This window comes from Streptomyces typhae (assembly GCF_009755605.1).
Taxonomy (GTDB): Bacteria; Actinomycetota; Actinomycetes; order Streptomycetales; family Streptomycetaceae; genus Streptomyces; species Streptomyces typhae.
Genome location: NZ_WPNZ01000004.1, coordinates 281,100 through 294,422, shown reverse-complemented (window position 1 = coordinate 294,422; position 13,323 = coordinate 281,100). Strand labels below are relative to the sequence as shown.

Below are 13,323 nucleotides of genomic sequence, written 5' to 3'. Positions count from 1 at the left end.
CCGTTTTGACTCGCTCCGTTGGCCGACGATCAGTAGCCTCACCTTCGAACACCGGCTCGCCTCGATCCGCCCGCACCCCCCGATCCTTCCGCCCACGCCTGCGTCCGAATCCTTGGAGAGTTGATGGAGCGTCCCGACTGGGCCCCGCCAGGCATCGACATCACGATGCCGAGCGTGGCCCGGATGTACGACCACTACCTGGGCGGCTCCCACAACTTCGAGGTGGACCGGGAGGCCGCGCGCAGGGCGATGGAGTTCATGCCGGGGCTCCCCAAGATCATGCAGGCGAATCGTGCCTTCATGCGCCGAGCTGTGCGTTTCTGCGTCGATGAGAGCGTCACACAATTCCTCGACATCGGCTCGGGAATCCCTACATTCGGAAACGTGCACGAGGTGGCGCAGCGGGCCGACGAGGGCGCGCGCGTCGTGTACGTCGACCACGACCCGGTCGCCGTGGCGCACAGCCGTGCGGTTCTCGAAGGCAATGACCAGGCCGCCGCGGCCTGCGCGGATCTCCGCAAACCCCGCGACATCCTGGGAAGTTCCGAGGTACGGGACCTCCTGGACCTCGAGCGGCCGGTCGCACTTCTTCTGGTGGCCATACTCCACTTCGTCGAGGACGCGTACGATCCCTACGCGGCGGTCGCCGAACTGCGGGACGCGTTGGCGCCCGGCAGCCTGATCGCCGTGACGCACGCCTCGTACGAAGGGATACCGGTTCCGCAGGAACAGGCCGGCGGGACCGTCGGCGTATACAAGGACATCCGCAATCCATTGATCATGCGATCGCGTGCCGAGATCGCGCGGTTCTTCGAGGGATACGACATGGTGGAACCCGGCCTCGTGCCGATGCCGCACTGGCGGGCCGACACGGAGCTCGTGGACGAGGACCCGTGGTCCTTCTCCGGGTTCGCCGGCGTGGGACGCAAGCGTTGAGCGCGGAGCCGGACGGGCCGGAGGACAGACTGCGCAGGTTCGCCACGATCTGGAGCCGCGCGCTGTTCCCGGTGACCGCCACGTCGATCACCCGCCCCGACTTCGAGCGCCGGCTGCTGCCGCTCGCCCGGCAGTTGCGCGCCGCCCTGGACGAGCGGGTGTTCGTCGCCGCCGGGAGCGAGGCCGTGGGCGAGTCCCTGGTCGCCGCGCACTGCACCGAGCCGGAGGCCCTGAGCCGCACCCTCGACGTCGTCGACGCCTACCTCGTCCTGTACTGCGGCGCGGACGGCGACAGCGGGGAGCGCGAGGAGCTGCGGACGCGCTGCTCCCGGATCCAGCACGCCGTCGCGGCCGGCTTCGCCCGCGCGCTGCGCGAGCGGACCCTGGTCGAGCAGGAGGCGATAGCCCGAGCCGCCCTGGAGGCGCGCGGCACCGTCGCGGAAGCCCTGCACGCCAGCGAGGCGCGGTTCCGCGCGGTGTTCCACGGCGCCGCCATCGGTATCGCCATCGCCGACCTCCACGGCACGGTCCTGGAGGCCAACGACGCGCTGATCCGCATGTTCGGCGGCCTGGAGCAGCACTTGCGCGGGCGCAACGTGGCCGAGTGGACGCACCCCGACGACTCCCCGCACGTGTGGAAGCTGTACGAGGAGCTGGTGCGCGGCGACCGCGAGCACTACCGGGTGGAAAAAGCGTTCTACCGCCCCGACGGCACCGTCCTGTGGACCAACCTGACGGTGTCCCTGCTGCGCGACGCCGACGGGACGCCGCAGTACCAGCTCGCGCTGATGGAGGACACCACCGAGCGCCGTCTGCTGAACCTGCGCCTGCGCTACGAGGCCACCCACGACGCCCTCACCGGACTGCCCAACCGGACGCTGTTCTTCGAGCGCCTGGAGAAGGCGCTCGCGGCGGGCGAGGGCGCCCGGTTCGGGCTCTGCTACCTGGACCTCGACGGTTTCAAGACCGTCAACGACAGCCTCGGGCACGCGGCGGGCGACCGGCTCCTGGTGGAGGTCGCCGACCGCCTCCAGGCCTGCGCGACCGCGCCCGGCGAGATGGTGGCGCGGCTCGGCGGCGACGAGTTCGTGGCGCTGACCACCGGGCCCGACACCGAGCGCGAGGTCGACGAGCTCGCGGGCCGCATCATGAACGCCCTCGCCACCCCGATCCGCGTCGAGGGCCGGGAGCTGACCGTGCGCGGCTCCATCGGCATCGTCGAGGGTCCCGCCGCCGAACGCGGCGCCGCCGAGGTGCTGCGCAGCGCCGACATCACCATGTACCGGGCCAAGCACGCGGGCGGCAACCGCTACGAGCTGGCCGACCCGGAGGCCGACGCCCGCGCCATCACCCGGCACGGCCTCACCACCGCGCTGCCGGTGGCCCTGGAGCGCGGCGAGTTCTTCATCGAGTACCAGCCGCTCGTGCACCTCGGCGACGGCAGCGTGCGCGGCGCCGAGGCCCTCGTGCGGTGGCTGCACCCGCAGCACGGCGTCATCAGCCCGGACCGCTTCATTCCGCTCGCCGAGCACACCGGGCTCATCGTGCCGCTCGGCCGCTGGGTCCTCGAGCAGTCGGTGCGGCAGGCGCGCGTCTGGGAGGCGCGCACCGGGGCCGCGCAGGCCGCGGGCCCGCTGCGGGTCAACGTGAACCTGTCGCCGTGCCAGCTCACCCACCCCGGCCTGGTCTCCGACACCGTGGAGATCCTGGAACGCGCGGGTCTCGCACCGGACTCGCTGTGCCTGGAGGTCACCGAGTCCGCGCTCATCGGCGCCGACGACGACCTGCTCAAGCCGCTGCGCAGGCTCGCCGAGATGGGCGTCGACATCGCCCTCGACGACTTCGGCACCGGCTACTCCAACCTCGCCAACCTGCGCCGCCTGCCGGTCAGCGTCCTCAAGCTCGACCGCGCCTTCACCCAGGGCATGCAGCACTTCCCCGCCGACCCCGTCGATCTGAAGATCATCGAGGGCATCGTGTCCCTCGCGCACAGCCTGGACCTGGCCGTCACGGTCGAGGGCGTCGAGACCGGCGCGCAGGCCGACCAGCTGCGGGAGCTGGGGTGCGACACCGCCCAAGGGTGGTACTACGCGCGGCCGGGGCCGCCGGACCGGTTGCACGAGCTGGCTCTCGCCGACGCGCGGTAGCTGGCGGGGGCGCCTTTGGCGGTTCGCCTCGGGGTGCCTCTTTCGCTTGGGCGCGCGGCTGCGGGTGGGTGGGGGCTGGGCGCGCAGTTCCCCGCGCCCCTGCGGGGCGCTACCCCTGCGGGGCGCTACCCCTGCGGGGCGCTACCCCTGCGGGGCGCTACCCCTGCGGGGCGCTACCCCTGCGGGGCGTCGCCCGCCCCCGGAGCGTCAGCGTGCAAGGAGCATGCTCTGGAGTTCCCGTGCCGCGCGCGGGGGTGCCACGTCGCTGCGGTGGGCCAGTGCGATCGTGCGGCGCAGCCTCGGCCGGGACAGGGGCGTCATGCGCAGGTCGCTGCCGGCGCGCTCGGCGACCATGCGGGGGACGACGGCGACGCCGAGGCCCGCGCGGACGAAGCCGAGGACGGCGTCCATCTCGCCGCCCTCGACGGCGAACTCGGGCTCGAAGCCCTCCGCGCGGCAGGCGGCGACCGTCAGCTCCCGCAGGTCGTACCCGTGCCGGAACATCACGAGCCGCTCGCCCTGGAGGTCGGCGACGCGCGCGGACGCGCCGAGGCCCGGCGCGTCGGGCGACGACACCACGACCAGGTCCTCGCGCAGGAGCTCCACCGTCGTCAGGGCGGGCGACGCCGTCGGCAGCGGAAGCACCACCAGGGCCAGGTCGAGGGCGCCGCGCGCGAGCTGGCGGACCAGGTCGTGGCTGCCGCCCTCCTCGATCAGGAGCTGGATGCCGGGGTGCCGGTCGTGGAAGTCGCGCAGGACCTGCGGCAGCAGACCCGTGCACACGCTCGGCGTCGCCCCGAGCCGCACCCGGCCCCGGCGCAGCTGCACCAGCTCCTGCACCTCGATCCGGGCGGTGTCGGCGTCGGCGAGGATGCGGCGGGCCAGCGGAAGCAGCGCCTCGCCCGCGTCGGTGAGGGCGATGTTGCCGCGCGCCCGGCTGAAGAGCTCGGCGCCCAGCTCGTTCTCCAGGGCCCGCACCTGCTGCGAGAGCGACGGCTGAGAGACGTGCACCTGCTCGGCGGCCCGCGTGAAGTGCCGGGTCTCGGCGACCGCGACGAAGTAGAGGAGCTGCTGGAACTGCATGACCACCACGATAGGCCATGCATAGGACAGGTCTATGGAGATGAGCAGAACCATCTCTTGGACTGATCGGGGCCCTCGGCCGTAGCGTCTCTGACATGGCTCTGGCAACGCGGACGGACCGACGGCCGTCCCTCCCGCGCACGGTGTGGGACTCCACCGTCGGCAAGAAGACCGTGATGGCGGTGAGCGGCCTGATCATGCTGCTCTACCTGGTCGCCCACATGATCGGGAACCTGAAGATCTTCTTCGGCCCCGGGGACTTCAACCACTACGCGCACTGGCTGCGCACCCTCGGCGCGCCCGTCATGCGCTGGGAGTGGACGCTGTGGGTCGTCCGCGTCGGACTCGTCGCCGCCGTCGTCGCGCACGCCGTGTCCGCGTACCAGCTCAGCCGCCGCGACATCAGGGCGCGCCCGAGCAAGTACGTGCACAACAAGCCGCGCGCGAGCTATGCCACCCGCACCATGCGCTGGGGCGGGATCATCCTCGGCCTGTTCATCGTCTGGCACATCCTGGACCTGACGACGGGCACCGTGCACCCGGGCGGCTACGAGCACCTGCACCCGTACCAGAACGTCATCGACACCTTCTCCACCTGGTACGGCAACGTCATCTACATCACGGCCGTGGTCGCCCTCGGCTTCCACGTCCGGCACGGGTTCTGGAGCGCCGCCCAGACCCTCGGCGTGGGCAACGCGACCCGCGACCGCGCCCTGAAGACCTGCGCCAACGGCCTCGCGCTGCTGCTGACCGCGGGCTTCGCCTCCGTACCCATCGGCGTCATGACCGGAGTGGTGAGCTGACCCATGAACGACTTCGTCGAATACACCACCGGCGAGCCCGTCGTCGACACCAAGGCCCCTGAGGGGCCCGTCGCCGAGCGCTGGGACACCCGCCGCTTCGAGGCCAAGCTGGTCAACCCCGCCAACCGCCGCAAGCACACCGTCATCGTCGTCGGCACCGGCCTCGCGGGCGGCTCCGCGGGCGCGACCCTCGCCGAACAGGGCTACCACGTCGTGCAGTTCTGCTACCAGGACTCACCGCGCCGCGCCCACTCCATCGCCGCGCAGGGCGGCATCAACGCGGCGAAGAACTACCGCAACGACGGCGACTCCGTGTACCGCCTGTTCTACGACACCGTCAAGGGCGGCGACTTCCGCGCCCGCGAGTCCAACGTGCACCGTCTCGCGCAGATCTCCGTCAACATCATCGACCAGTGCGTGGCGCAGGGCGTGCCGTTCGCCCGCGAGTACGGCGGGCTCCTCGACACCCGGTCCTTCGGCGGCGTCCAGGTCTCCCGCACCTTCTACGCCCGCGGCCAGACCGGCCAGCAGCTCCTGCTCGGCGCCTACCAGGCCCTGTCGAAGGAGATCGCCGCCGGGAACGTCGAGCTGCACCCGCGCACCGAGATGCTCGACGTCGTCGTCGTCGACGGGCGGGCCCGCGGCATCGTCGCCCGCGACCTCGTCACCGGGAGGATCGACACGTATTTCGCGGACGCCGTCGTCCTCGCGTCCGGCGGCTACGGCAACGTCTTCTACCTGTCGACGAACGCCATGAACTCCAACGCGACGGCCGTCTGGCGGGCCCACCGCCGCGGCGCCTACTTCGCGAATCCCTGCTTCACCCAGATCCACCCCACCTGCATCCCGCGCACCGGCGACCACCAGTCCAAGCTCACCCTGATGAGCGAGTCGCTGCGCAACGACGGCCGCATCTGGGTGCCGAAGGCCAAGGGCGACACCCGCCCCGCGGCCGAGATCCCCGAGGACGAGCGGGACTACTACCTGGAGCGGATCTACCCCTCCTTCGGCAACCTCGTGCCCCGCGACATCGCCTCCCGCGCCGCCAAGAACGTCTGCGACGAGGGCAGGGGGGTGGGCCCCGGCGGCCAGGGCGTCTACCTGGACTTCGCCGACGCCATCGCCCGCATGGGACGCAAGGCCGTCGAGGCCAAGTACGGCAACCTCTTCGACATGTACCAGCGGATCACCGACGAGGATCCGTACCGGGTGCCCATGCGGATCTACCCGGCCGTGCACTACACGATGGGCGGCCTCTGGGTCGACTACGACCTCCAGACCACCGTGCCCGGCCTGTTCGCGATCGGTGAGGCCAACTTCTCCGACCACGGCGCGAACCGCCTCGGCGCCTCCGCCCTGATGCAGGGCCTCGCCGACGGCTACTTCGTGCTGCCGTCCACCATCAACGACTACCTGGCGCGCAACCCGCACCAGGACGAGGTCGACGACGAGCACCCGGCCGTCCGCGAGGTCGTCGCCGAGACCGAGGACCGCCTGAACCTGCTGCTCGCCGTCGACGGCGACCGCACCCCGGACTCCTTCCACCGCGAACTCGGCGAGCTGATGTGGGAGTTCTGCGGCATGGCGCGCACCGACAGCGGGCTGCGCAAGGCACTGGAGCGCATCCCGCAGATCCGCGAGGAGTTCTGGCGCCGCATCAAGGTCCCCGGCAGCGGCGAGGAGTTCAACCAGTCCCTGGAGAAGGCCAACCGCATCGTCGACTACCTGGAGCTGGCCGAGCTGATGTGCCTCGACGCGCTGCACCGCGCCGAGTCCTGCGGCGGCCACTTCCGCGAGGAGTCCCAGACCCCGGACGGCGAGGCCGAGCGCCGCGACGAGGAGTTCTCGTACGCGGCGGCCTGGGAGTTCGCCGGCACCGGCACCGCACCCGTCCTGCACAAGGAAGACCTCGTCTTCGAGTACGTCCACCCCACTCAGCGGAGCTACGCATGAAGCTCACCCTGCGCGTCTGGCGCCAGCAGAACTCCGACGCCGACGGCGCGATGTCCACGTACGAGGTGGACGGCATCTCGGCCGACATGTCCTTCCTGGAGATGCTCGACACCCTCAACGAAGAGCTGATCGTCAAGGGCGAGGACCCCGTCGCCTTCGACCACGACTGCCGCGAGGGCATCTGCGGGGCCTGCTCGCTCGTCATCAACGGCGACGCGCACGGACCCGAGCGCACCACCACCTGCCAGCTGCACATGCGGTCCTTCGAGGACGGCGACACCATCGACGTCGAGCCGTGGCGCGCGGCCGCCTTCCCGGTCATCAAGGACCTGGTCGTCGACCGCTCCGCCTTCGACCGCATCATCCAGTCCGGCGGCTACATCAGCGCGCCCACCGGCTCCGCCCCCGAGGCGCACGCCACGCCCGTGCCGAAGCCGGACGCCGACTTCGCCTTCGAGCACGCCGAGTGCATCGGCTGCGGCGCCTGCGTCGCGGCCTGCCCCAACGGCTCCGCGATGCTGTTCACCTCGGCCAAGGTCAACCACCTCAACGTGCTCCCGCAGGGCGCCCCCGAACGCGAGACCCGGGTCCTCGACATGGTCACGCAGATGGACGCCGAGGGCTTCGGCGGCTGCACCCTCACCGGCGAGTGCGCCACCGCCTGCCCGAAGGGCATCCCGCTGCCGTCGATCGCGGCCATGAACAAGGAGTGGCTGCGGGCCACGCGCAAGGCGCGGCGCTGACGGCGCCTGCCGCCGGCTACGGCCGGGGCCGCAGGTCGGCCCCGTACGCCGTCCGGTAGTCCGGCACCACGATCCGCGAACCCGGACTGACCTCACGAGCTCGGTCGAGGAAGTCGTCCAGGTCCGTGCCGTCCCTGCGGGGCGGCAGGGTCAGCGGTCGCTCGAAGTCGTCCCAGTGCACCGGCACCAGCACCCCGGGGCGGCCGAGCGCGTCGAGCAGCCTCGGCACATAGCGGTGCGTCGACGCGGTCGACGCCACCGCGACCATCGCGATGTCGGGGGCGAGCCCGGCGAAGGACCGCTCGTCGAAGTCGCTCGCCCCCATGAACAGCGCCGACGGGGCGCCGTCGGGCGTCACCTTGAAGGCGAGCGTGTCGCCCTCGGGCAGGTCGCCGACCGTGCGGGGCGCGGTCGCGGGCGGTGCGTGCAGGGTGCCGGGCGCGAAGTAGGAGTGGGCGGCGTTGCGGCTGTGCCGGGAGCTCGCCACCTCGATCACGTATCCGTCGAAGGCGAGCACCTCGCCGCCCTTCACGACGGAGAGCTGCTCCGCCGCGACGCCGAAGGAGCGCAGGACGTGGTACGTCGTCTCCGTGCCGATGACGCGCGCTCCCGTGGTCCGCGCCAGGTGGGGGACGTCGTTGAGGTGGTCCCAGTGGGTGTGCGTGACGCAGATGACCTCGGGGGTGCCCGCGTGCCTGCGTACCAGGGGCTTGTCCACGCGCAGCCGCGTGCCGGGGTCGAAGGCGCCGGAGAACAGGCCGGTGGGGAACCGGGTGACGTAGGGGTCGACCAGGACGGTCGCGGCCCTCGGCCGCCGCCCGGCTCCTGTCCGGGCGCCGGTCCCGCCGCCCGTCCCGCCGCCCGTCCCGATGTCGATCCGCCAGCCCGAGGTCCCCAGCCAGCGGTACGAGACGGAGTCCGCGGCCCGTGCGGGGGCGCCCGGCGCGGGGGAGCCGGCCACCGCCGTGCCGGACAGGAGCGGGGCGGCCGTGCCGAGGGCGGCGCCGCGCAGGAGGGTGCGGCGGCCGGGGTGCCGCTCTTCGGCGGCTCTCTCGTCGATGCGCATGACGGAAGAAGACCAGGACGGTGACCGTCATGTCCAAGATCTGATCGATCTGTTAACGATACGGATTCCGATATGACGGCAGCTCAGAGACCGCGCTCATCGGGTCAGTCGGGGCGCGAAGTCGCACGGGCCAGATACGGCGCCGTCCGGCTCCCCGCCGCCGCGGCCACCTCCGCGGGCGTGCCGGCCGCGACCAACCGGCCCCCTTCCGTGCCGCCGCCGGGACCGAGGTCGATCACCCAGTCCGCTCCGGCGACCACGGACATGTCGTGCTCGACGACGACCACGGAGTGGCCCGCGTCGACGAGTTCGTGCAACCGCCCGACGAGTACCTCCACGTCGGCGGGGTGCAGCCCGGCGGTGGGCTCGTCGAGGAGGTAGAGGGTGTGCCCCCGGCGCACCCGCTGCAACTCGCTCGCCAGCTTGATCCGCTGGGCCTCGCCGCCGGACAGCTCCGTCGCGGGCTGCCCGAGCCGCAGATAGCCGAGCCCGACGTCGAGAAGCGTGCGCAGGCTGCGCAGCACCGCGGGGGTGTCGGCGAAGAAGTCCGCGGCGGCCTCGACGGTCAGGTCGAGGACATCCGCGACGGAGAGCCCGGCATGGGTGACCTGAAGGGTCTCCGGGTTGTAGCGGGCGCCCCCGCAGTCCGGGCAGGGGGCGTAGGTGCTGGGCAGGAAGAGCAGCTCGACGCTCACGAAGCCCTCGCCCTGGCAGGTCTCGCAGCGGCCGCCCGCCACGTTGAAGGAGAACCGCCCCACCCCGTAGCCGCGGGCCCGCGCCTCGTCCGTGTCCGCGAAGACCTTGCGGACGACGTCGAACAGCCCGGTGTACGTGGCGAGATTGGAGCGCGGTGTGCGCCCGATCGGCTTCTGGTCCACGCACACGAGCCGGTCCACGCCTGTGAGGTCCTCGGTCAGCTCGCCGATCAGCGTCGACTTGCCCGAGCCCGACACCCCGGTCACCGCCGTGAACGCGCCGACCGGGAACTCGGCGGTCACGTCCCGCAGGTTGTGCCGCGACACCGGACCGACCTTCAACCAGCCGCGCGGCGAACGCAGCTGACGTCGCGTCACCGGTTCCCGGCGGAACAGGAAGCGCGCCGTCGCCGACCCGGCCACCTTCTCCAGATCGGCCACCGGTCCGCTGTGCAGCACCCGGCCGCCGTGCTCGCCCGCCCGCGGGCCCACGTCCACGAGCCAGTCCGCGTGCCGTATCACGTCGAGGTGGTGCTCGACCACGAACACCGAGTTGCCCGCGGACTTGAGCCGGTCGAGGACGGTGAGCAGCGACTCCGTGGCGGCGGGGTGCAGCCCCGCCGAGGGCTCGTCCAGGACGTACACGACGCCGAACAGGCCCGAACGCAACTGCGTGGCCAGGCGCAGACGTTGCAGCTCGCCTGCCGACAGGGTGGGGGTCGCGCGATCGGGCGAGAGGTAGCCGAGGCCCAGCTCGGTGATGGTGGCGATGCGGGCGAGCAGGTCGTCGGTGAGGACACGCGCCGTCTCCGCGCCCGCCGCTCCCGCGCTCGATCCGGCCGCCTCCCGCAGGCACCGCGCGAGCTCCGCGAGGGGCAGCGCCGCCAGCTCCGCGACGGTGCGGCCCGCGAAGGTGACGGCGAGCGCCTCCGGGCGCAGCCTGCTGCCGCCGCACACCGGGCACGGCTCGCTGGTCAGGAAGCGCTCCGCCTTCGCGCGCAGCGTCTGGGACTTGGAGTCGGCGAACGTCTTCATGACGTACCGCCGCGCGCTCATGTACGTGCCCTGGTAGGGGCGCTGGATGCGGCCCGCCTCGCGCACCGGGTGGACCGTGACGACCGGCTGCTCGTCGGTGAACAGGATCCACTCGCGGTCCGCCCGCGGCAGCTCCCGCCACGGCCGGTCCACGTCGTGCCCGAGCGCGTCGAGGACGTCCCGCAGGTTCTTGCCCTGCCAGGCGCCGGGCCAGGCCGCGACGGCGCCCTCGCGGATCGACAGGGAGGGGTCGGGGACCAGGAGCTCCTCGCTCGTGCGGTGCACCCGGCCCAGGCCGTGGCACTCGGGGCAGGCCCCGGCCGCCGTGTTCGGCGAGAAGGCGTCGGAGTCGAGGCGGTCCGCGCCCGGCGGGTAGTCGCCCGCGCGGGAGAACAGCATCCGCAGCGAGTTGGACAGCGTGGTGACCGTACCCACGGAGCTGCGGGACGTCGGCGCCGCGCGGCGCTGCTGGAGCGAGACCGCCGGCGGCAGGCCAGTGATCTCCCCGACCTTCGGCGCGCCGACCTGGTGGATCAGGCGGCGCGCGTACGGGGCGACGGACTCGAAGTAGCGCCGCTGCGCCTCGGCGTAGATCGTCCCGAAGGCCAGCGAGGACTTGCCGGACCCGGAGACCCCGGTGAAGACGGCGAGGACGTCGCGCGGCACGTCCACGTCGACCCCGCGCAGATTGTGCTCCCGGGCACCCCGGACCCGTACGCAGGGATCGTGGCCGTGGTCGGGGCGGCTGTGCATGGGCGGGCTCCGTACGCGGATCGGGGGCAAACCCCACGATTCTAGGCCGGGAGGTTCTCCGCACCCCGGGGGCGTCCGGTGTCCGGTGCGGCGCCCCGCGCCGGGGCGGTGCCCGCGGGCGGGGTCAGCCCGGCGATCCGGGCGAGGCGCCGGAAGGAGTCGCGCAGGCCCTCGCGGTCGTAGGTGCTGGTGGTCACCAGGACCTCCTGCGCGCCGCTCTGCGCGATCAGCGTCCGCAGCGCATCGGCGACCTGGTCCTCGGTGCCGTGGAGGTGCCCGCCGAGCCCCGACTCGTAGAACTCGCGTTCCTTCCGGCCCATCGCGCCGCTCGCCGCGCGCTCCTCGACGCGTTCGGCGGGCGGCAGCGGCGGGAACGTGCCGCGGGTGCGCGAGTGCGCCATCGACCAGGCCTCCGGTACGAGCAGACGGCGGGCCGCAGCCTCGGACTCCGCGACGGCGACGGTGCCCGAGACCACCACGTACGGCTCGTCCGACCAGACGGAGGGCCGGAACGCGGCACGGTAGCGGTCGATCGCGGCCAGCATCTTCGCGCGCCCCCTGATGTCTCCGACGACCATCGGCAGGCCCGCCGCCGCGGCGATCGACGCGCCCTCCCCGATGGCGAGGACGAACGGCGGGACACGCAGGCCCTCGCTCGGCCGGGCGCGCACACCCGTCCCCGACGTGCCGCGGAACCAGCCGAGGAGTTCCTCCAGGCCGGCGGCGAAGTCCTGCGCGTCGTCCTTGCCGTGGCCGAGCGCCTTGCGCACCCCGTCGGTGAAGCCGACCGACCGGCCGAGCCCCATGTCGATCCGCCCCGGGAACAGCGCTTCGAGCACCCCGAACTGCTCCGCCACCACCAGCGGCTGGTGGTTCGGCAGCATCACCCCGCCGGTGCCCACGCGGATCGAGCGCGTGGCCGCGGCGACCGCCGCCGCGAGCACGGTCGGCGCCGAACCCGCGACCCCGGGCACGCCGTGGTGCTCGGACACCCAGAAGCGGTGGTAGCCGAGGTCTTCGACCTCCTGCGCCAGGGCGACGGTGTCCCGCAGGGCCTCGGTGCCGTCGTGCCCCTCACGGGTGCGGGAGCGGTCGAGCACCGAGAAGCGCACGGCTGCTCCGGCTCCTGAGGTCTCCCCGGCTTCCCCGGTCTCTCCGGTTCTTTCGGCTTCCCCATGGGAGTGGGGTCCGGCCGTCGCCCGGCTGGTCTCCTGTGCGCGCTCCATGATCGGTCAGCGGTTCGGGGCGGGCAGAAATTCCGTTCAGGCCCCGTGCCGTACGAGGACGGCCTCGACGAACGCGACGAGCCGTTCCCCGACGCGGTCCACGCTGCCGTTCTGCACGCTCACCTGGGCACCCTCGAAGACGAAGGTGATCTCGGCCGCCGCGTCCTCGGGGTCGGTGAGCCCGGCCGCCGCGCACATGGCGGTCAGGCGGGCGAGCTGGCGAGCCTTGTGCGTCTCGATCACCTGACGCGCGGGATGGTCGCGGTCGGGCAGCTCCGCCAGGGAGTTGATGAAGGGGCAGCCGCGGTGCGAGACCGTCGACAGCGTGTCGACGACGAACGCGGCGACGCCCCTGATCTGCGCCAGGGGCTCGTCCGGCCACCGCTCCTCGACCCGGTCGAACGCGGCGACGTAGTCCGCGGCGACGATCAGCAGCCACTGCGCCACCAGCGCGTCCTTGGTGCCGAAGTGGCGGTACAGGGCGGCCTTGGTGGTGCCCGCCCGGTCCGCCACGGCCTGGACGCCGACGCCTCTGATCCCCTCGGCGTGGAACAGCTCCTCGGCGGCGTCGAGGATGCGCTCCCGGGGCGGCAGCTTGGCCACGCGGGTCGCGCGGCCGGGCCTCGCCTCTTCCTCCGGCTCCGGCATGGCTGTCCCTTTCCGTTCGGGCTCTTCCCGTTCAGGCGATCGGCGCTCCGCGCCTCGTCCTCAAACGCCGGACGGGCTGGAACGGCCTCGTCCCCCGTCGGGGGGCTGAAACGGCCTCGTCCCCCCTCCGCCGGAAGGACCGCAAGGGTCATGTTACGGTACCGACCAGTCCTAGCTGGTACCGATCGGTATCACACAAGACTGAGCGGTTTCGCTCAGGAGGAGGGAGAGGGTT

The 13,323-nt window shown here is 72.3% G+C and carries 10 protein-coding genes; 5 read left to right on the top strand and 5 right to left on the bottom strand.

Annotation, left to right across the window (positions count from 1 at the left end; translation table 11 throughout):
• The first annotated feature begins 123 nt into the window (after positions 1 to 123).
• Both GPA10_RS09710 and GPA10_RS09705 read left to right on the top strand, forming a co-directional pair.
• Positions 124 to 936, top strand: a complete 813-nt coding sequence (locus tag GPA10_RS09710) for an SAM-dependent methyltransferase (RefSeq protein ID WP_157165109.1) — start codon at positions 124 to 126, stop codon at positions 934 to 936.
• Positions 933 to 3,083, top strand: coding sequence for a putative bifunctional diguanylate cyclase/phosphodiesterase (locus GPA10_RS09705; protein ID WP_157165108.1), 2,151 nt, complete (start codon positions 933 to 935; stop codon positions 3,081 to 3,083). The genes GPA10_RS09710 and GPA10_RS09705 overlap by 4 nt, the downstream gene beginning before the upstream one ends.
• Before the next feature lie 207 nt (positions 3,084 to 3,290).
• Here the strand turns inward: GPA10_RS09705 and GPA10_RS09700 are convergent, their stop codons facing one another.
• Complete coding sequence (locus GPA10_RS09700) at positions 3,291 to 4,166, bottom strand: LysR family transcriptional regulator (protein ID WP_198351551.1); 876 nt, start codon at positions 4,164 to 4,166, stop codon at positions 3,291 to 3,293.
• A 95-nt stretch (positions 4,167 to 4,261) separates the two neighbouring features.
• On the opposite strand from GPA10_RS09700, the gene GPA10_RS09695 reads away from it, so the two are divergent.
• From GPA10_RS09695 to GPA10_RS09685, 3 genes are read left to right on the top strand one after another with little or no spacing between them, the layout of a single operon-like run.
• The gene (locus GPA10_RS09695; protein WP_157165106.1) at positions 4,262 to 4,969 is read left to right on the top strand and encodes a succinate dehydrogenase; all 708 of its coding nucleotides are present in this window, start codon (positions 4,262 to 4,264) and stop codon (positions 4,967 to 4,969) included.
• A gap of 3 nt (positions 4,970 to 4,972) precedes the next feature.
• Entirely contained in the window at positions 4,973 to 6,922 is a 1,950-nt protein-coding gene (locus GPA10_RS09690) for a fumarate reductase/succinate dehydrogenase flavoprotein subunit (RefSeq protein WP_157165105.1), read from the top strand.
• Positions 6,919 to 7,665, top strand: coding sequence for a succinate dehydrogenase/fumarate reductase iron-sulfur subunit (locus tag GPA10_RS09685; protein WP_058852160.1), 747 nt, complete (start codon positions 6,919 to 6,921; stop codon positions 7,663 to 7,665). The genes GPA10_RS09690 and GPA10_RS09685 overlap by 4 nt, the downstream gene beginning before the upstream one ends.
• A gap of 16 nt (positions 7,666 to 7,681) precedes the next feature.
• On the opposite strand, the gene GPA10_RS09680 is transcribed toward GPA10_RS09685, so the two are convergent.
• The 4 genes from GPA10_RS09680 to GPA10_RS09665 all read right to left on the bottom strand — a co-directional run bounded on the left by GPA10_RS09680 (position 7,682) and on the right by GPA10_RS09665 (position 13,088).
• The gene (locus GPA10_RS09680) at positions 7,682 to 8,731 is read right to left on the bottom strand and encodes an MBL fold metallo-hydrolase (protein ID WP_157165104.1); all 1,050 of its coding nucleotides are present in this window, start codon (positions 8,729 to 8,731) and stop codon (positions 7,682 to 7,684) included.
• A gap of 104 nt (positions 8,732 to 8,835) precedes the next feature.
• Positions 8,836 to 11,214: an ATP-binding cassette domain-containing protein gene (locus tag GPA10_RS09675; RefSeq protein WP_157165103.1), complete on the bottom strand. Its 2,379-nt coding sequence runs from the start codon at positions 11,212 to 11,214 to the stop codon at positions 8,836 to 8,838.
• 41 nt (positions 11,215 to 11,255) lie between these two features.
• Complete coding sequence (locus GPA10_RS09670; protein WP_343040593.1) at positions 11,256 to 12,326, bottom strand: MsnO8 family LLM class oxidoreductase; 1,071 nt, start codon at positions 12,324 to 12,326, stop codon at positions 11,256 to 11,258.
• 150 nt (positions 12,327 to 12,476) lie between these two features.
• Positions 12,477 to 13,088, bottom strand: a complete 612-nt coding sequence (locus GPA10_RS09665) for a TetR/AcrR family transcriptional regulator (protein ID WP_157165101.1) — start codon at positions 13,086 to 13,088, stop codon at positions 12,477 to 12,479.
• Positions 13,089 to 13,323 lie beyond the last annotated feature (235 nt).